The organism is Bacillus sp. FSL W8-0640 (genome assembly GCF_038007725.1).
Taxonomy (GTDB): domain Bacteria; phylum Bacillota; class Bacilli; order Bacillales; family Bacillaceae_G; genus Bacillus_A; species Bacillus_A cereus.
The window spans coordinates 4,663,515-4,683,185 of the sequence record NZ_JBBOXT010000001.1 but is presented as its reverse complement, the minus strand read 5'-3'; the positions used below and the strand labels follow the sequence as shown (position 1 = coordinate 4,683,185).

Genomic DNA, 19,671 nt, shown 5'->3' with positions numbered 1-19,671 from the left:
CTTGTGTTTGTTTGCGTTACATACAGAAAAAATTCGGAAAATAAAACATATTATTTATCTGTTTGTTTTTGCTTCTTTTTCAAATACTCCGTACGCAATTTTTCAAGTTGCTGCTTTTTATCAAATTTGGCAGGCTTCTGTTTTTCATGGAACTTTGCCACAGCTACCTGACTTTTGGAATCCAATTGATATTTTCCCACTTTGTTCACCTACTTTTCTTGTCTCTAAAGAGAATCTACTCAACAAATATAATATACCTTATTTTCCTTAAGTAAACCTTATTACTTTATTTTAACTGCTTTTTCTCGTTTGTAGACGTAAATTAAAACACCCTTTCACTTTATTACTGCAAGCAAGGGTGTTTTAATTTTATTATTTTATTAGTTGATGGCCATGCCCACATAAGGGCACAGTTTACTCTTTCCCATCTAATAAACGACCAAGGCCACCTAATACACTACCTTCGCCAGTACTTTGCGCTGCTGGGCTTGTAAGGCGTGCTGCTAATCGGCTAAGTGTTAAGGACTGAATCCAAACTGTTCCAGGTCCTTCTAACGTTGCGAAGAATAAACCTTCGCCGCCAAATAGAGCTGTTTTTACTTTTCCAACGAACTCGATATCATAGCTAATGTTTTTTGTCATAGCAACGAGACAACCTGTATCAATGCGAAGTTTCTCACCAGGTTTTAATTCACGTTTATATACAGTTCCACCTGCGTGCATGAAAGCAAGACCGTCACCTTCAAGTTTCTGCATGATAAAACCTTCACCACCGAAGAAACCAGTTCCTATTTTTTTCGTAAATTCAATTCCGATAGAAACACCTTTTGCGGCACAAAGAAAGGCATCTTTTTGACAAACTACTTTTCCTTGATATTCTGTTAAATCTACAGGAATAATTTTACCAGGATAAGGAGCAGCAAATGAGACGTGGCGTTTGCCGTGACCTGTATTTGTAAATACAGTCATAAACATACTTTCGCCTGTAACGAGACGCTTACCAGCGCCCATTAATTTTCCGAATAAACCTCCAGATGGGCCAGAACCATCACCGAAGATTGTTTCCATTTCTATGTAATCTTCCATCATCATCATTGCGCCAGCTTCTGCGATCACGCTTTCTTCTGGATCTAACTCAATTTCAACAAACTGCATATCATCGCCATATAACTTATACTCAATTTCGTGTGCTCTCATTTTTTTCACCTCGTATGTAATAGATACTTATATTGTACAGAATTTAATAGGATTAGAATACTTTAGTTTTGTTAATTTTCAAATAAAGTGGAACAAACCAAAACTGATTATCAGCTCCCGCCAATCAAGCTGTCCGCAAATACCGGGCTAAAATATGAATATGGAAATTCAACATTATATTAAAATTATAAAAAAATGGTGGAATGAAAGTGTTCTCATTTGACGTTTTGGATATAGCGTGATATAGTGAAATCACTATTGAGCTACATAATGTGGTACGGAAATAAAGCACGTTGAATTAAAGGCTGTAAGCTTGTTATACATTCATGTCCTTTATATCCACCTTTTCATGTGGATTCATAGTTTCATTTTTATTTAGGAGGTACATGACATGCAAACAGGTAAAGTTAAATGGTTCAACAGCGAAAAAGGTTTCGGTTTCATCGAAGTTGAAGGTGGAGACGATGTATTCGTTCACTTCTCAGCTATCCAAGGTGACGGATTCAAAACTTTAGAAGAAGGTCAAGAAGTTTCTTTCGAAATCGTTGAAGGTAACCGTGGACCACAAGCTGCTAACGTTACAAAAAACTAATTAGCTAGCGATAAAAAGCATTCCGATTTTCGGAATGCTTTTTTTATTCTTTGGAACTCGATTCATTTGAAGATAATTCGCCCTTAAAGGTACGCTCTTCAAAGTCATCAAGCATTTGTTCATATTCTTCATGTTCTTCCGTAGCGAAAACTTGCGGATTTTTTCCATACATATCTGTACCAATAAAGTTTTCGAAATCTTCTACGTATCCTACATTTTCCTCACTGTTTACGTACATGCCATTATAGTTTTTCGAATCTCGTCTTTCTAAATCAGACGGTGTTTCAGACGTTCCATAATTGGCAACATCTTGCCACGCATCTTCTGCATCGTACTCAACAGAGCGATCCTCATCGTGTTTATGGAAAGAGGGAGACAATACTTCTTCTTCAACTGGTCGTGTATTCATATTTAGCTTATTTGTCGCGTGCTGGATGCATGTTGTAGCAGTCGGCATTGCTTCTAATCTTTCAAATGGAATTTCTTCGCCAGACACTTCGCAAATGCCGTACGTACCCGCTTCTATTTTTTGCAAGGCATGTTTCGTATCCTCTAGCTGTTTATGCCAAAGTTCAATAAGCCCGAAGTCTTTTTCACGTTCATATAGCTCTGTTGCCATATCAGCTGGATGGTTATCATAGCTAGATAATTCTCCAACAGACTCACGTTCAGATGCACGATCTTCATTTTCGTGTGTTTGTATCGTTTGCTCTAGTTCGTGTTTTTGTTTTTCTAAAACGGATTTAAATTGATTTATTTGTTGTGGAGTTAACATAGTCGTCCACCTTCCTACAATTCAGTTTCTTTACATAGTATGAGCGTTGCGAGTAGGAATTATGAGATGAATTTCAGATATGAAAAAGGAGCCGCATAAGCAGCTCCTTTTATAGAAAGTATCCAAGTAATAATCCGATTCCCATGAGGAGACCGAAGATCGTATTTGTTTTTGCTGTTGCAATCATCGCAGGTACCATTTCCATTGGAATGCTTTTGCCGATAAAGCCTTTCGTCGCTTTAAATGCTTTCGGTGCACTTAAAAATACGATAAGCATCCATGGTGATACGATGCCCACGATAATTAAAGCAATTGTCCAAATGTAGGAAACGATGAACATAGAAGCAAGTACACCAACCGCTCTTTCACGTCCAACGAGAATTGCTAACGTTTTACGACCGTTTTCTTTATCGCCATCTAAGTCACGAATATTATTAGCTAGTAAAATGGCACCAATTAAAATGGAGCTTGGAATAGATAGTAAAATGACTTCTGATGTTACAGTTCCAGTTTGAATAAAGAATGAAATTCCAATAATGATAACACCCATAAATAATCCGGCTGTTAACTCTCCAAATGGTGTATAGGCAATGGGAAGTGGGCCACCCGTGTAAAGGTAAGCAACGGCCATACAAACAAGACCGATCGCAGCAAGCCACCAGCTAGAATTCATACAAATATAAACACCTAATAGTATTGCGATGCCGAAAAATCCAAATGCTAAGTTAAGCACTGTTTTTGGCTGAATGCCATCGCGAACGATAGCGCCGCCGATACCAACTGAACCTTCGTGATCGAGTCCTCTTTTATAATCAAAGTATTCATTAAACATGTTTGTTGCTGCCTGAATGAGAAGACAAGCAAGAAGCATTATAAGGAAAAGAGGGAGATGGATTTGATTTATACCTCCGACCTGCATTGCATAGGCTGTTCCGATGAAAACAGGAACGAAAGCTGCTGTTAATGTATGGGGACGTAGTAAACTCCACCAAATGCGCCAGCCTGTTTGCTTGCTTGGTTTTGGCGCCGTAGGAGAGGAATTCGTTTCGACGTTCATTTCCATGTTGAATCCTCCTTTGGTCACATATTGTACACAACTAAGTGTAGAAAAAGCATCATTTAGTGTCAACGTTTATTTTCTAGGAAGAGAAGGTGAATTTCTCAGAAATGCTAAACGTTGACAGGCCTTTCGTTTGAGGTGTATCTTAAAATCAAGCGTAATTATGACTATTTTTCGCCCATAGGGGGAGACAATTGTGATTCAAACGAAACAAAAAGGCTTGCAAGAAGTTCTTAGTGCAGCCATTAAGCATGCAACTGATGAAAAAATATTGGTTAGTTTTGTAAAACAAATAGACTGGATGGATCCGCTTCTGTTTTATGCAGCAGGAAAAAGGATTGCATTGGAAAATAGATGTTATTTTGCAGATCCAGCTCAGCATGTAATATTTGCTGGAATTGGCTCTGTTTTCACTATAGCAAATTCTTCTCACAAACGCTTTCAAGCGGCTCGTGACGAGTGGGATAAAGTAAAAGAGAAAGCATTTGTACAAAGAGAAAAATATGAATTTGGAACAGGTCCTCTTTTATTTGGTGGATTTTCATTTGACCAAGAAAAAGAGAAAACGGACTTATGGAAAGAATTCGATGATACGACATTTTCACTACCAGCATTTTTATTAACTGTAAAAAATGAAAAAGCATGGTTAACGATGAATACATTCGTTTCAGCAACAGATTGTGCAGAAACTCTTTATAACGAAATTGTTTCTTTAGAAGAGAAAATTTTTGGGGAGAGTAAATGTGCATTAGAAGGATCGAAATTAACAGTTACTTCTAAAGTGGAAGTGGATCCGAAAGGCTGGATGAAAGCCATTGAGAAAGTGCAAGATGAGATGAAGCAGGGTAACGTGCAGAAGGTTGTATTAGCGAGGGAGCTAAAAGTAGAAATGGATCATCATATTGATTCTGCTCTTGTTTTAGAAGCACTTCGCATTGGGCAACCGGATTGTTACGTATTTTCTTTTGATTATAAAGGAGCATGCTTCTTAGGAGCGACGCCAGAGAGGTTAATTCGCAAAGAAGATGAGAAGTTTACTTCGATGTGTCTTGCTGGTTCAACTGGTCATGGTCAATCTATAGAAGAAAGTAAGCGAAATAGTAATGCGCTTCTTCATGATGAAAAGAATTTAGCTGAACACGGTTATGTTGTGAACATGATCAGGTCGGTATTAAATGAGCACTGCGAATACGTTAATATTCCGGAGAGTCCAGGTCTATTAACAACGAAAAACTTAATTCATTTATATACGCCTGTAGAGGCAAAAGGCACTGCGAGTCTTTTAACGATGGTAGAAGAATTACATCCAACACCAGCTCTTGGCGGGACACCTCGTTTGGAAGCGATGAAACTGATTCGTGATGTTGAATTGTTAGACAGAGGATTATATGGTGCACCGATTGGCTGGATAGATGATGAAGGAAATGGTGAATTTGCGGTTGCACTTCGCTGCGGATTATTAAATGGCGAGAAAGCATCCTTATTTGCCGGTTGCGGGATTGTAATTGATTCAGTACCGCAACTTGAATATGAAGAGACAAGTTTGAAGTTTAGACCGATGCTTGGTGCTTTGGAGGAATTAATGAAATGAACAATCATATAGAAGCATTATCATATTATTTAGGCGCGTTCGTGGATGAACTGACGCGTCTAAATGTATGTGATGTTGTCATTAGTCCAGGCTCACGGTCAACGCCGATTGCTCTACTAATGGAACAACACGAAGGAATGAACACATATTTACATGTAGATGAAAGATCTGCAGGATTTTTGCGCTCGGTATCGCAAAAGCGAAAAAACGTCCGGTTGCATTATTATGTACGTCAGGAACGGCAGCAGCGAACTACTATCCAGCTGTATGTGAAGCTTTCCATTCACGAGTGCCGCTTATCGTCTTAACAGCAGATAGACCGCATGAATTAAGAGATGTCGGTGCACCACAAGCGATGAATCAATTTAATTTATACGGTACGTTTGTGAAGCAATTTACAGAGATGGCACTTCCAGAAGCGAGTGAAGCGATGTACCACTACGCTCGCATGACAACGCAGCGCATGATAGCAAGTGCTTGTTTAGCGCCGCAAGGACCTGTTCATCTTAATTTTCCAGTTCGTGAACCGCTTATCCCGGACTTTTCATTAGAAAGTTTATGGGATAAAGGACGCGGGGAATATACAGGAGTAGTTCAGCAAGGGAACGTGGTGATGCCGAGTGAATATGTAGATTCTCTTGTAGGGCGCCTTTCACATATGGAAAAGGGGCTTATTATTTGTGGAGATGATAGTCATTCAGAAATCGCAACGTTTGCAACGCAACTAGCTGAAAAAACGGGATACCCAATATTAGCAGACCCACTTTCTAATATTCGTAGCGGACACCATGATAAAACGATGGTAATCGACTGTTATGATACATTTTTACGAAATGAATTGTTAAAAGAGACGTGGAAGCCGGACGTTTTAATTCGTTTTGGTGGTATGCCTGTTTCGAAAGCATTAACGCAGTTCATTAAAAAACAAACGAAAGCTGTTCATATCGTTGTTGACGAATCTGGACAATGGAGAGATCCAGCTCTTGTTGCGACAGAAGTTGTACAGGCAAGTGATATTGCATTTTGCAGTACATTAATAGAAAAAATGCCAGTTATGAAAAAGAATGATTGGTCCCAAATGTGGCAACATATAAACGAAAAAACGAAGGAAACGCTTCGTGAAATGGAAACATATGAAACTGCATTTGAAGGAAAAGTCATTACAGATATTGTACGCGTATTACCAGAAGGAGCAACGTTATTTGCGAGTAATAGTATGCCAATTCGTGATACAGATTCATTCTTCTTCACATCAGATAAAAATATTCAAGTGATGGCAAACCGCGGTGTAAATGGGATTGATGGCATCATTTCGACAGCTTTAGGAGCGAGCATGATTTGCGATCCGCTCGTATTAGTCATCGGTGACTTATCATTCTATCACGATTTAAATGGACTATTAGCTGCAAAATTACATGAATTAAATATAACGATTGTCGTTGTAAATAATGATGGTGGGGGTATTTTCTCATTCTTACCACAATATGAGAAAAAGGAACACTTCGAATCGTTATTTGGAACGCCGATTGGGCTTGACTATGAGCATGTTGTTAAAATGTACGGTGGTTCATTTAGCCGTGTAAATGGTTGGGAGCAATTCCGGGAGGAAGTACAAAAGGGAGCAACGACAGAAGGTTTACACGTTGTAGAAATTTGTACGAACCGTGATGAAAACTTAACGTTGCACCGTACGTTATGGGCAAAAACACAGGACGTAATTACTACATCATTGCAAGGTGAATCAAAATGAAAGTAACGCTGCAAGGTGTATCGTATGAATATGAAGTAGTCGGAAGCGGGGAACCACTTCTACTTCTTCATGGTTTTACGGGAAGCATGGAAACGTGGCGTTCTTTTATCTCTTCATGGAGTGGGCAGTTTCAAGTTATTGTAGTGGATCTTGTTGGACACGGAAAGACCGAGAGTCCTGAAGATGTTGCGCATTATGACATTCGAAATGTGGCATTGCAAATGAAAGAACTATTAGATTACCTTCATATTGAAAAAGCACATATACTTGGCTATTCAATGGGCGGTAGACTGGCGATTACGATGGCATGTCTATATCCAGAATATGTACGTTCTCTTTTATTAGAAAATTGTACAGCTGGACTCAAAAGTGAAGATGAGCGAAAAGAACGCTGTGAAAAAGATGAGCGACTTGCCGATAAAATTGAGCGAGAAGGCATAGAAAGTTTTGTATCGATGTGGGAAAATATTCCGCTGTTTGAAACGCAAAAACGTTTAGCAAAAAACGTACAAGAAGCGGTGCGAAAAGAACGACTTGCTAACAACCCAAAAGGGCTCGCAAATAGCTTGCGCGGCATGGGAACTGGGGCTCAGCCTTCATGGTGGGATGAGCTAAAAAACTTAAAAATACCTGTTCTTTTAATGAACGGAGAGCATGATGAAAAGTTCTTTCGCATATTAAAAAACATCGAAAAATGCGTCTCTGATGCGAAAATTGTCAAAATTGATGGTGCTGGCCATGCAATTCATGTGGAACAACCGGAAAAGTTTGATACAATAGTAAAGGGATTTCTAAAAACTATGCAGTGATGCTTTTTTCAGTTAAGAATGAAGTTACACTTATAGAGGAGATCAGAAATATACAAGGAGGTAGTTGTAATGGCTATTGAATGGGTAAAAGAAGGCAATTACGAAGATATTATTTATTCAACATACAATGGTATCGCAAAAATTTCGATTAACCGTCCTGAAGTACATAACGCATTCCGTCCAAAAACGGTAATGGAGTTAATCGACGCTTTTGCACAAGCTCGTGATGATGCAAATGTTGGTGTTATCATTTTAACAGGTGAAGGTGGACGTGCATTCTGTTCTGGCGGCGACCAAAAAGTTCGTGGTCATGGTGGATATGTAGGTGACGACCAAATCCCACGTCTAAACGTATTAGACTTACAACGTCTAATTCGCGCAATTCCTAAACCAGTTATCGCAATGGTAGCAGGTTATGCAATCGGTGGAGGACACGTACTTCATATCGTATGTGACTTAACAATCGCTGCAGAAAATGCTGTATTCGGACAAACAGGTCCTAAAGTAGGAAGCTTTGACGGTGGATACGGAGCTGGTTACTTAGCTCGTATGGTAGGCCACAAGAAAGCTCGCGAAATTTGGTACCTATGCCGTCAATACAGTGCTGGGGAAGCGCTTGATATGGGCTTAGTAAATACAGTAGTACCATTAGAACAACTTGAAGCAGAAACAGTACAATGGGCACAAGAAATCTTAGCAAACAGCCCAATGGCACTTCGTTTCCTAAAAGCTGCATTCAACGCAGACACAGACGGTCTAGCTGGTATTCAACAACTAGCTGGAGATGCAACGTTATTGTACTACACAACTGACGAAGCAAAAGAAGGTCGCGACGCATTCAAAGAAAAACGCAGTCCGGACTTCGGTCAATTCCCTCGTTTCCCTTGATCAAATCAAAAGCGGAAGCGGCTCGCTTAGAATATGAGGGGGATGGAGCTTCTGACGTAGAGGCGTTTTTTGCCTCGTAGGAAGAAGTGAAGCCACCGAACATTCTAGCCGCTGTAGCTGGATGAAATTAAAAGCGGAAGCGGCTCGCTTAGAACAAGAGGGCGTTGGAACTCCTGACGTAGAGGCGCTTTTTGCCTCGTAGGAAGAAGTGAAGCCACCGAACATTCTAGCCGCTGTAGCTAGATGAGATCAAACCGGAAACAAAACAACTAAGAGACTTGATGTCACATCAAGTCTCTTTCTTTCATGAAAGGAGAATGTATGATGGAGACGATGCCAAATTGGTTAAAGCAACGTGCATTTTTAACACCAGATCGTACTGCAATTGAAATAGAGGAAGAGAAAGTTACTTTTATGCAGCTGCATGAAAAGGTAGTATCTGTTTGTGAACACCTCACGCATGTAGGAGTGAAGCGAGGGGAAAAGGTGGCTGTTCTGATGAAAAATGGTATGGAGATGATTACAGTTATTCACGCCCTATCGTACGTAGGGGCAGTAGCTGTGCTTTTAAATACGCGTCTTTCAAGAGAAGAGCTACTTTGGCAAATGGATGATGCTGAAGTTATTTGTTTAGTGACCGATCAAGAATTTGATGCTAAAGATGTTCCTGTCTATTCATTCGCCGAAGTGATGAATGGACCAAAAGAGGAAGCCTCTATACAAGAAGAATTCTCTTTAGAAGAAGCGATGACGATTATTTATACGTCAGGGACGACAGGGAAACCGAAAGGCGTTATTTTAACATATGGAAATCACTGGGCCAGCGCGGTTGGCTCTTCGCTTAATTTAGGACTTCGTGATGATGATTGCTGGTTAGCGTGTATGCCGATGTTCCATGTTGGCGGGTTATCTCTTCTAATGAAAAATATTATGTACGGCATGCGCATTTTACTCGTTCCGAAATATGATGCTGATTTTATTCATACAGCACTTCAAACGAGAGGCGTAACGATTATTTCAGTCGTATCAAAAATGTTAACTGATTTATTAGAGAGACTTGGAGAAGAAACATATCCTTCTTCTTTACGATGTATGTTACTTGGCGGAGGACCAGCGCCAAAACCGTTACTCGAAACATGTGTAGATAAAGGAATTCCTGTGTATCAAACGTACGGTATGACAGAAACGTCTTCGCAAATTTGTACGTTGTCCGCAGATTACATGTTAACGAAAGTAGGATCAGCTGGAAAGCCACTATTTCAGTGCCAACTTCGTATTGAAAAAGACGGCGTAGTAGTGCCGCCACATGCGGAAGGTGAAATCGTAGTAAAAGGACCGAACGTAACAGGTGGTTACTTTAACCGTGAAGATGCGACGCGTGAGACTATTCAAAACGGATGGCTTCATACTGGCGACCTCGGTTATTTAGATGAAGAAGGATTTTTATACGTATTAGATCGCCGCAGTGATTTAATTATTTCTGGCGGAGAGAATATATATCCGGCTCAAATTGAAGAAGTATTGCTGTCCCATCCAGCGATAGCGGAAGCTGGTGTTGTCGGTATGACTGATGATAAATGGGGACAAGTACCCGCTGCTTTTGTTGTGAAAAGCGGGGCGGTAACAGAAGAAGAAATTCTTCACTTTTGCGAGGAGAAATTAGCGAAATATAAAGTGCCGAAGAAAGCATGTTTCTTAGAGGAATTACCACGTAACGCTTCGAAAAAATTGTTAAGACGAGAGTTAAGACAATTAGTGGAGGAGATGTAGGTGGAAATAAAAAAAGCGACACTGTATATAACGGAAATGCCACTCGTAATCCCGTTTGCTGCAAGCTACGGGACTTACGAAAAGCGTGAGAGTATCGTTATTGAATTAGAAGATGAAGACGGGTACATTGGATTTGGCGAAGTCGTTGCGTTCTCTGAACCGTGGTATACGGAAGAAACGGTGAAGACGGCGCTGCATGTACTGCAAGACTTTTTAATACCTGATTTATTAAAGGCTGAAATTTCTCATCCGAATGAGGTACCGGGTCTATTTCAACATATAAAAAGAAACCGAATGGCAAAGGCCGGAATTGAAGGGGCTGTTTGGGATTTATATGCGAAGTGTCAAAAGAAATCGTTAGCGACAGTGCTTGGCGGAACGAAGTCTGAAATTGAAGTCGGCGTTGTAATTGGGATCGATACGATTCCGGTTATGTTAAAACAAATCGAGAAGTACGCAGAAGAAGGATACGAGCGTTTTAAAGTGAAAATAAAGCCAGAGCATGATTACGAATTATTGAAAGAGATTCGAAAAGAGTTTCCGCATATCCCGCTAATGGCAGATGCAAATTCAGCATATACATTAGGGGATACGGAGAGGCTGAAACGACTAGATGAATTCCAATTAATGATGATTGAACAACCGTTAGCCGATTATGATTTTCTTGATCACGCGGAGTTGCAAAAGAAAATTGAAACGCCGATTTGTTTAGATGAAAGTATTCATAGTTTAGAAGATGCACGCGTTGCGATTACCCTTGGTAGCTGCCAAATTGTGAACATTAAACCAGGGCGAGTGGGTGGATTAACGGAGTCGATTCAAATCCATAATTATTGCATGGAGCATAACATACCAGTTTGGTGCGGTGGTATGGTAGAGATGGGGATTTCACGAGCGCAAAATGTTGCGCTTGCTTCATTGCCGAACTTTACGATTCCAGGCGATATATCTGCTTCTAGCAGACATTGGGAGCAGGATATTATTTCGCCGGAAGTGACGCTTAAGGGCGGAAAAGTTATGGTGCCGCAAAGTGTTGAAGCTGAGTATGAAGTAGACCGCGGAAGGTTGGCGGAGATCACGAAACAGCGAATTGTTTTGGAGCGGTAACTTGAGTCTTTAAAGTAGCGGGCGAATTTCGTTGTTAATTGTCGGTAAGTCGATATATTTCAATAATCGCTGATATAATGCGAGTTACGGTCGATATAATTGAGAAATCGCCGATATAATTCAAGTTATGGTCGATATATTTGGAAAATCGCTGATATAATTTTATTTACAAAGGTTACTCTAACGGGTAACCTTTTCGTATTGTACAAATTGGATAGACTAGTTTACAATCGAGCGTATAAAAGGGGGAGTAAAATGAAGCGCATTTCAATTTTAATAGTGGATGATGAGGCAGAAATTGCTGATTTAATTGAGATACATTTAGAAAAAGAAGGGTACCACGTCGTGAAGGCAGCGGACGGGGAAGAGGCTGTTCATATTATTGAAACGCAGCCAATCGACTTAGTGGTTTTAGATATTATGATGCCGAAAATGGATGGGTATGAAGTGACGCGTCAAATTCGCGCGAAGCACCATATGCCAATCATTTTCTTAAGTGCGAAAACTTCGGACTTTGATAAGGTGACAGGTCTTGTATTAGGTGCAGATGATTATATGACGAAACCTTTTACACCGATTGAATTAGTTGCGCGTGTAAATGCACAATTACGTAGGTTTCTTACATTAAATCAGCCGAAAGTAGCGGAGAATAAATCTGCTTTAGAGATAGGCGGAGTTATTATTGATCCTGAGCGAAGAACAGTGAACGTCTATGGAGAGCAAATTGAGTTAACACCGAAAGAGTTTGATATTTTATATTTATTAGCGAGCCATCCGAAGAAAGTGTATAATGTGGAAAATATTTTTCAGCAAGTATGGGCAGATGATTATTATGAAGGCGGAAATACAGTTATGGTACATATTCGTACGTTGCGGAAAAAGCTTGGGGAAGATAAAAGAAAGGATAAATTAATAAAAACAGTGTGGGGAGTAGGTTATACTTTCAATGGCTAATATGATGAAAAGTTTTCGATTTAAAATGATTGCCTTATTTGCGTTAAGTATGGTGCTTGCAGCAACTGTAACTTATATAATTTATAAAGGATTGCAGCTGTATTATAAAACGATGGTTCGCTACGAAGAGCCTTTAGCGCAATTTAGGTCAGTGGTAAGGGAATTTGGAGACATTAACTTCTTTTTAATTTTCTTTATTCCGTTATCTATTATCTTTTTCTTCTTTTTGACAAAACCGTATTTAAAGTATTTTAGTGAGATTTCTAACGGGATTCATCATCTTGCGAACGGTAACTTTACGAATAAAGTTCAAGTTTCATCAAACGATGAGTTTGGAGATATCGCACGTGAAATAAATGTTGCGAGTGAAAAGTTAAAAGAAGCGGTGGAAAGAGGAGACTTTGCTGAAAGTAGTAAAGATCAGCTCGTTGTAAACTTAGCTCATGATTTAAGAACTCCATTAACATCCGTGTTAGGGTATTTAGATTTAATTCTTAAAGATGAGAATTTAACAAAAGAACAAATTAAACATTTCTCCACAATTGCATATACGAAATCGCAAAGGCTCGAAAGTTTAATTGATGAGTTATTTGAAATTACACGTATGAATTATGGCATGCTAAAGCTGGATAAAAAGCCGATTGATATAAGTGAACTACTTATACAGTTAGATGAGGAATTGTATCCTTTATTAGAGAAACATCATTTACAAGCTAGGTTGAATATTGATCCTCATTTGCCAATTAACGGTGATGGAAAATTGTTAGCTAGAGTATTTGAAAACTTGTTAACAAATGCCGTTCGATACGGATATGATGGGCAATTTGTTGATCTGAATGGGTATATCGATAATGGAGAAGTTGTCGTACAAGTTATGAATTATGGAGACAGCATTCCAGAAGAAGATTTACCGTATCTTTTTGATATGTTTTATACAGGTGATAAATCGAGAACTGAGAACCGTGGCGGGACAGGCCTTGGACTGTTTATTGCGAAAAATATTGTTGAGCAGCATAACGGTACAATTTCTGCTGAAAGTAATGTAGTTAGAACAATGTTTGAAGTGCGATTGCCAAAAGACGAGAACTTAACAATTTAATAAAAATTTAAACTTTACCCCACTTTTTATTTTAATAGTTTTTTCTATTCTATACGTAAGTTACGTTAAGGAGGAACTAGAAATGAAAAAGTGGGTATTTATTTCTTTTTTTATAGCATGCACAGTATGTGTAGGCTTTTATATATCACCGTTATTTCAAAAGGAAATCGATGTTAAAATTGTCGGAAAAGATGAGCTAGTAAAGGCGGCAAATACCGAGAGGAAAGAGATTACGAAGGAACAAATTTATAAGGGTGATTTATTATTAGTTAATAGGGATTATCCAGTAAAAAAAGATAGTATTAGGTCTGATATTATAAATGTAAATCATAATAGTGAATTAGTAAGAGGCTACGTAATATTTGATAGAAATCTTCGTTTATCAAAGTATGTTGTAAAAAAGTTTTTGAACGTTGTCGATGCGGCTGGAAAAGATGGCGTACAGCATTTCTTAATGAGTAGTGGGTATCGAGATTTTAAAGAACAAAGTAAATTATATAAAGAAATGGGATCTGATTACGCGCTTCCAGCAGGATATAGTGAACATAATTTAGGATTATCACTAGACGTTGGATCAACGCAAAAGAAGATGGAGAAAGCGCCTGAAGGAAAATGGATCGAAGAGAACGTATGGAAGCATGGCTTTGTATTACGTTATCCGAAAAATAAAAGTAACATTACTGGAATTCAATATGAGCCATGGCATATCCGTTATGTTGGCCTACCTCATAGCGCAATTATGCAAAAAAGAATTTCACACTAGAGGAATATTTAGAGTTTTTAAAAGAGGAAAAAGAGGTTTCAACTGAAGTAGAAGGTAAGAAATATACTGTTTCTTATTATAAAGTTTCTGAGAATACGAAAGTGAACGTTCCAGCAAACAAGCAGTATGAAATTTCGGGGAATAATATGGATGGGGTTATTGTGACGGTTCAGGAATAGAGAAAAAGGCTGTGCCATTTGGGACAGCCTTTTTTTATATAAGAAAGGAATTGACGTTTCTTGTCGGTAAATCGATATTCCTTGTCGAATCGTTGATATATTGTAAGTTATGATAGATATAATTGAAAAATCGTTGATATATTGTAAGTTATGATAGATATATTCAAAAAATCGTTGATATAATTTCCTATACTACTACCATTTTGGAGGAGCATCTTTTTATTCACTTCCAAACATTATAACGTTATATTTACTTCTCCCTTTTTTTGTGTTACGCTAAACGTGTGAAAGACATATAAAATGAAACTTTAATGTAAGCGTATTCTTATGGCTTCTTATAGAAAAGGGTGGAAGTACAATGACAGAACGATTCGTACTACGTAATGTAAAACGTGTGAACGGGGAAGAGATTGACATTGTAATTGAAAATAATAAAATCGCACAGGTGACGAAAGCTGGTGCTGGCGAAGGTGGAAAGGTTCTTGATTACTCAGGTACTTACGTATCGAGTGGCTGGATTGATTTGCACGTTCATGCTTTTCCGGAGTTTGATCCGTATGGCGATGAGGTGGATGAAATTGGCGTTAAGCAAGGGGTAACGACAATTGTTGATGCGGGTAGCTGCGGAGCTGATCGTATTGCAGATTTAGTAAAAAGTAGAGAACAGGCAAAAACGAATTTATTTGCCTTTTTAAACATTTCTCGCATCGGTTTGAAACGAATTGATGAATTGTCCAATATGGAATGGATAGATAAAGAGAAAGTAATAGAAGCAGTAGAAAAGTATAAAGATGTAATCGTTGGGTTAAAGGCGAGAATGAGTAAAAGTGTCGTTTGTGATAGCGGAATTGAACCGCTTCATGTTGCACGCTCTTTATCCCGTGAAACATCATTACCAATTATGGTACATATCGGTTCAGCGCCTCCTCACATTGAGGAAGTTGTACCTCTTTTAGAAAAAGATGATGTCATTACACATTACTTAAACGGGAAAGAAAATAATTTATTCGATGAAGAAGGCAAACCGCTACCTGTATTACTAGATGCAGTGAATCGTGGTGTTCATTTAGATGTTGGTCACGGTAATGCTAGTTTTTCTTTTAAAGTAGCAGAGGCGGCGAAGCATCACGGTATTGCTTTTAATACAATTAGTACAGATATTTACCGGAAGAATCGTATACACGGTCCCGTGTATAGTATGGCTCACGTTCTTTCGAAATTCCTTTACTTAGGTTATCCGTTAGAAGAAGTAATTGACGCGGTTACGAAAAATGCAGCAGAGTGGCTGAAAAAACCAGAGCTTGGCCGTATTCAAGAAGGAGATATTGCAAACTTAACTTTATTTACAGTGAAAGATGAGAAGGTTACGTTAATTGATTCAGAAGGGGATCAGCGCATTGCTGAAAGAAGGATTGATACGAAAGGGGTTGTAATCAATGGGTCATTCATTGAATGCTAAGTACGGATTAAAAAGAGTAATTAATGCGAGCGGTAGAATGAGTATTTTAGGTGTATCCGCTCCTACAGATACAGTTATGGATGCGATGAAACATGGTGGACAAAATTATGTGGAAATTGCTGATTTAGTAGATAAAGCGGGAGACCATATTGCGAGAATTCTAGATTCAGAGGCAGCGGTCGTTGTGAACTCAGCATCGAGTGGCATTGCGCTTTCTATCGCTGGTATCGTGACGGAAGGAAATCGCCGTAAAAGTGAAAGACTTCATCAAGAAGTAATCGCGAAAAACGAAGTAATTATGTTAAAAGGTCATAACGTTCAATACGGTGCTCCAGTTGAAACGATGATTTATTTAGGCGGCGGTAAGCTTGTTGAAGTGGGTTACGCAAATGAAGGGAAAGCAGAGCATATTGAAGATGCAATTGGTGAAAATACAGCAGCGATTCTGTATGTGAAATCACATCATGCAGTGCAAAAAAATATGATTTCTGTTGAAGAAGCATGGGAAGTAGCGCAGCGAAATAACGTACCACTTATCGTTGATGCGGCAGCTGAAGAAGACATTCAAAAATATGTGAAGTATTCAGACCTTGCCATTTATAGTGGTTCAAAGGCAATTGAAGGACCTACTTCTGGTATTGTTGGCGGTAAACGAAAATATATCGAATGGCTGAAAGTGCAATTACATTGCATCGGAAGAAGTATGAAAGTTGGGAAAGAAACAACTTTCGGCTTACTTCAAGCGCTTGATGAGTACGGCGTAAAAGAAGATAAAAGTGAGCAAGAAAAAGAATTGCTACAAGTACTTATACCGCTAAAAGAATTAAAAGGTGTAAATGTAACGATCGTTCAAGATGAAGCCGGAAGAGCAATCTTTAGAGCACGTATTCATATTAACGAAAAAGAGTTAAATAAATCGGCAAAAGACGTTGTGACAGCATTACGCGAAGGGGAAATCGCAATCTATACACGTGATTACGGAGTAAGACAAGGATTCTTTGATATTGATCCACGTCCACTTCAAGGTGATGACATACATGTAATTGAAGAAAAATTGAGAGAAATTGTAGGGGGAAACTAAAATGACAAATATTCAAAAACGTTTTTATAAAGGCCGCGTAGCATTAAATGTATTAGCGAACAATACCCGAAATGCGAAAGATATTTTTGAAGCAGCAGAAGGGTATGTAGTAGTGGGGGTATTATCAAAAGACTACCCAACAGTAGAAGAAGCCGTTACAGCGATGAAAGCATACGGAAAAGAAATTGATGACGCTGTATCAATCGGACTAGGAGCAGGAGATAATCGCCAAGCGGCAGTTGTAGCTGAGATTGCGAAGCATTATCCTGGCAGCCATATTAACCAAGTGTTCCCTTCAGTTGGAGCTACACGTGCAAATCTTGGCGAAAAAGATAGCTGGATTAATAGTTTAGTATCGCCAACAGGAAAAGTAGGTTACGTAAATATTTCTACTGGTCCAATTAGCGCAGCTGGAGAAGAAAAAGCAATCGTTCCAATTAAAACAGCAATTGCAATTGTACGTGATATGGGCGGAAATTCATTGAAATACTTCCCAATGAAAGGTTTAGCTCATGAAGAAGAATATCGTGCAGTTGCGAAAGCTTGTGCGGAAGAAGGATTCGCATTAGAGCCAACAGGCGGAATTGATAAAGAAAACTTCGAAACAATTGTACGTATTGCGCTTGAAGCAAACGTAGAGCAAGTTATCCCGCACGTGTACTCTTCTATTATTGATAAAGAAACTGGTAACACGAAAGTAGAAGATGTTCGTGAATTATTAGCAGTCGTGAAGAAGCTAGTTGATCAATATGCGTAAGAAAATTGCAGCGTTTGGCGAAGTAATGATGCGCATGCAAGTACCTGGATATGAATTGTTGTCGCAAGCTAACACGTTAAATTACTCATTTTCAGGTACAGGTGTGAACGTTGCAGCGGCACTTTCTCACTTAGGGCATGAAGGGCTTCTTATTTCAACTTTACCGGAAAATTCGGTTGGAGATGCAGCTGTATCTTACATTCAAAAGTTAGGGATTCAAACTTCTCTTGTTTCAAGAGGCGGTAAATATGTAGGTATGTATTTTTTAGAAAATGGATTCGGTGCACGTGCAAGCCGCGTTACGTATTCGAATCGACTAGAAAGTAGCTTCAATACGGCGTCTGAAGAGATGTACCAATTTGAAGAAATTGCTAAGGAAATTGATATCGTTCATTTTTGCGGTATTACACTTGCGATGAATGATACGGTGCGCCATCATATGAAGTCTTTAGCGAGAGCAGTTAAAGAAAACGGAGGAACCGTCGTTTTTGATTGTAATTATCGTCCATCACTTTGGGGAGAAGACGGATATGAACAGGCAAAACCGCATTATGAAGAAATGCTGGGACTTGCTGATATCGTTATGATGAACGAAAAAGATGCAATGTTTGTTTTAGGAATAAAAACCGAAGAAACGGAGCGAGAGGCGCAACTTGTTGATCTTATTCCAAAGGTAGCTGAAACGTATCATATCGCTACAATCGCTGGTACTCATCGCTCTATTAACAGTGATAATACACATTCGCTTCGCGGATTTATATGTAAAGATGGCGCGTTCACTTTTGCAAAAACACTTACGTTTTCTGTATATGATAGAATAGGTGCTGGAGATGCTTATACGAGCGGGATTATTCATGGCGAGATAGAAGAGTTTGCACCAGAGAAAGCTGTTTCATTTGCGTCAGCAGCTGGAATGCTTGCACATACAATCGTCGGTGATACGCCAATGTCATCAGAGAAGGATATACTTCGGGCAATGACGGCATCAGTAGGTGATGTAGAAAGGTAGTGGGTGTAACGGTGAACGTAACGAGAAAAAAGGACCATTATATTTACAAATAAAAAATATTATTCGTGATCGAATATTGCATGGTGTATATGCGATTCATACGAATATTCCTTCCGAACCGCAGTTAGAAGAAGAGTTCAAAGTGAGCAAAATTACAGTGCGTAATGCGATTAAAGAACTCGCTCAAGAAGGATATTTAGAAAAGAAAAGCGGTAAAGGAACGAAAGTTATCCGCAATACTTCTGCGACAAAGTTGTCAAAAGGTAAGAAATTTACAGAAGTGTTAGTGGAAGAAGGATATAAAGTACAAAAAAATTGCTAAAAGCAGAAATCGTTCATAATGAAGAAGGAACGGTGCCATTTCGATTATTCGGCAAGGAGAGTTTTCGTATTGAACGTTTATATACGTTAAATGATGCACCTTACATTCATTATACGCACTATTTCTCAGCAGGAATGGCAAGTACAGATTTATCGGACTTTGACTTGCAATCGCTTTATGATTTAGTTGAAGACCGAGGCATTCACTTAGAAAACTTCAGAGATGAATTCGCTGTTGGACTCGCGCCTAGTTTCGTTGCAGAAGTGCTAGGTGAAAAAGAGGGGACAGCGTTATTAAAACGTATGCGCTATTCTTATGATGAAGTTGGCGAAGTAATTGAATATAGCGAAGGCTACTACAATACAGAGATGCAGCATTATGTAGTGAATTATGACGTATAAAAAAGAGGGGATGTTCCCTCTTTTTTTATAAAGTAAAACTTTAATTAGTGGAGGAGGGCATCATCCACTAATTATTAGCTCACACCAATCGGGATAAAAGTAAGGGGA

General features: G+C 39.0%; 16 protein-coding genes and 3 pseudogenes. 15 read left to right on the top strand and 4 right to left on the bottom strand.

Annotation, left to right across the window (positions count from 1 at the left end; translation table 11 throughout):
- Positions 1-50 precede the first annotated feature (50 nt).
- The gene (locus N2V80_RS24260; protein ID WP_000521639.1) at positions 51-200 is read right to left on the bottom strand and encodes a hypothetical protein; all 150 of its coding nucleotides are present in this window, start codon (positions 198-200) and stop codon (positions 51-53) included.
- 214 nt (positions 201-414) lie between these two features.
- Complete coding sequence (locus N2V80_RS24255; protein ID WP_061654866.1) at positions 415-1,197, bottom strand: TIGR00266 family protein; 783 nt, start codon at positions 1,195-1,197, stop codon at positions 415-417.
- Between the two features lie 391 nt (positions 1,198-1,588).
- Between N2V80_RS24255 and cspD the strand changes: the two genes are divergently transcribed.
- Positions 1,589-1,789, top strand: coding sequence for a cold-shock protein CspD (gene cspD / locus N2V80_RS24250; RefSeq protein WP_001193054.1), 201 nt, complete (start codon positions 1,589-1,591; stop codon positions 1,787-1,789).
- 43 nt (positions 1,790-1,832) lie between these two features.
- Here cspD and N2V80_RS24245 read toward each other — a convergent pair whose 3' ends face one another.
- On the bottom strand, positions 1,833-2,564 hold the full coding sequence (locus N2V80_RS24245; protein ID WP_000957366.1) for a yteA family sporulation protein: 732 nt from the start codon (positions 2,562-2,564) through the stop codon (positions 1,833-1,835).
- A gap of 109 nt (positions 2,565-2,673) precedes the next feature.
- Positions 2,674-3,627: a 1,4-dihydroxy-2-naphthoate polyprenyltransferase gene (locus N2V80_RS24240; protein ID WP_000425740.1), complete on the bottom strand. Its 954-nt coding sequence runs from the start codon at positions 3,625-3,627 to the stop codon at positions 2,674-2,676.
- Between the two features lie 193 nt (positions 3,628-3,820).
- Here N2V80_RS24240 and N2V80_RS24235 point away from each other — a divergent pair, with 193 nt between their 5' ends.
- The 14 genes and pseudogenes from N2V80_RS24235 to N2V80_RS24170 all read left to right on the top strand — a co-directional run bounded on the left by N2V80_RS24235 (position 3,821) and on the right by N2V80_RS24170 (position 19,563).
- Positions 3,821-5,215, top strand: a complete 1,395-nt coding sequence (locus N2V80_RS24235) for an isochorismate synthase (protein ID WP_000616750.1) — start codon at positions 3,821-3,823, stop codon at positions 5,213-5,215.
- Positions 5,212-6,965, top strand: a pseudogene (menD, locus tag N2V80_RS24230) (2-succinyl-5-enolpyruvyl-6-hydroxy-3-cyclohexene-1-carboxylic-acid synthase). The gene N2V80_RS24235 and the pseudogene menD overlap by 4 nt, the downstream one beginning before the upstream one ends.
- On the top strand, positions 6,962-7,774 hold the full coding sequence (gene menH / locus N2V80_RS24225; protein ID WP_000869216.1) for a 2-succinyl-6-hydroxy-2,4-cyclohexadiene-1-carboxylate synthase: 813 nt from the start codon (positions 6,962-6,964) through the stop codon (positions 7,772-7,774). Before menD ends, menH begins: the two are co-directional and overlap by 4 nt.
- A 69-nt stretch (positions 7,775-7,843) precedes the next feature.
- Complete coding sequence (menB, locus tag N2V80_RS24220; protein WP_000963886.1) at positions 7,844-8,662, top strand: 1,4-dihydroxy-2-naphthoyl-CoA synthase; 819 nt, start codon at positions 7,844-7,846, stop codon at positions 8,660-8,662.
- Between the two features lie 324 nt (positions 8,663-8,986).
- Positions 8,987-10,432 carry an o-succinylbenzoate--CoA ligase gene (locus tag N2V80_RS24215; RefSeq protein WP_000449541.1) on the top strand — a complete coding sequence of 482 codons (1,446 nt, stop codon included), beginning with the start codon at positions 8,987-8,989 and terminating at the stop codon, positions 10,430-10,432.
- Entirely contained in the window at positions 10,433-11,539 is a 1,107-nt protein-coding gene (gene menC, locus N2V80_RS24210) for an o-succinylbenzoate synthase (RefSeq protein ID WP_061654865.1), read from the top strand.
- 255 nt (positions 11,540-11,794) lie between these two features.
- Complete coding sequence (locus N2V80_RS24205; RefSeq protein ID WP_000822516.1) at positions 11,795-12,493, top strand: response regulator transcription factor; 699 nt, start codon at positions 11,795-11,797, stop codon at positions 12,491-12,493.
- Entirely contained in the window at positions 12,486-13,592 is a 1,107-nt protein-coding gene (locus tag N2V80_RS24200; protein ID WP_061654864.1) for a HAMP domain-containing sensor histidine kinase, read from the top strand. Before N2V80_RS24205 ends, N2V80_RS24200 begins: the two co-directional genes overlap by 8 nt.
- A gap of 82 nt (positions 13,593-13,674) precedes the next feature.
- Positions 13,675-14,534, top strand: a pseudogene (locus N2V80_RS24195) (M15 family metallopeptidase).
- A gap of 358 nt (positions 14,535-14,892) precedes the next feature.
- Positions 14,893-15,993: an amidohydrolase/deacetylase family metallohydrolase gene (locus tag N2V80_RS24190; protein ID WP_058840199.1), complete on the top strand. Its 1,101-nt coding sequence runs from the start codon at positions 14,893-14,895 to the stop codon at positions 15,991-15,993.
- Positions 15,971-17,074, top strand: coding sequence for a DgaE family pyridoxal phosphate-dependent ammonia lyase (locus tag N2V80_RS24185; RefSeq protein ID WP_061654863.1), 1,104 nt, complete (start codon positions 15,971-15,973; stop codon positions 17,072-17,074). Before N2V80_RS24190 ends, N2V80_RS24185 begins: the two co-directional genes overlap by 23 nt.
- A gap of 1 nt (position 17,075) precedes the next feature.
- Positions 17,076-17,831: a 2-dehydro-3-deoxy-phosphogluconate aldolase gene (gene dagF / locus N2V80_RS24180; protein WP_061654862.1), complete on the top strand. Its 756-nt coding sequence runs from the start codon at positions 17,076-17,078 to the stop codon at positions 17,829-17,831.
- On the top strand, positions 17,824-18,840 hold the full coding sequence (locus N2V80_RS24175; RefSeq protein WP_061654861.1) for a sugar kinase: 1,017 nt from the start codon (positions 17,824-17,826) through the stop codon (positions 18,838-18,840). Before dagF ends, N2V80_RS24175 begins: the two co-directional genes overlap by 8 nt.
- Positions 18,840-19,563: pseudogene (locus N2V80_RS24170) on the top strand (GntR family transcriptional regulator). The gene N2V80_RS24175 and the pseudogene N2V80_RS24170 overlap by 1 nt, the downstream one beginning before the upstream one ends.
- Positions 19,564-19,671: the final 108 nt, after the last annotated feature.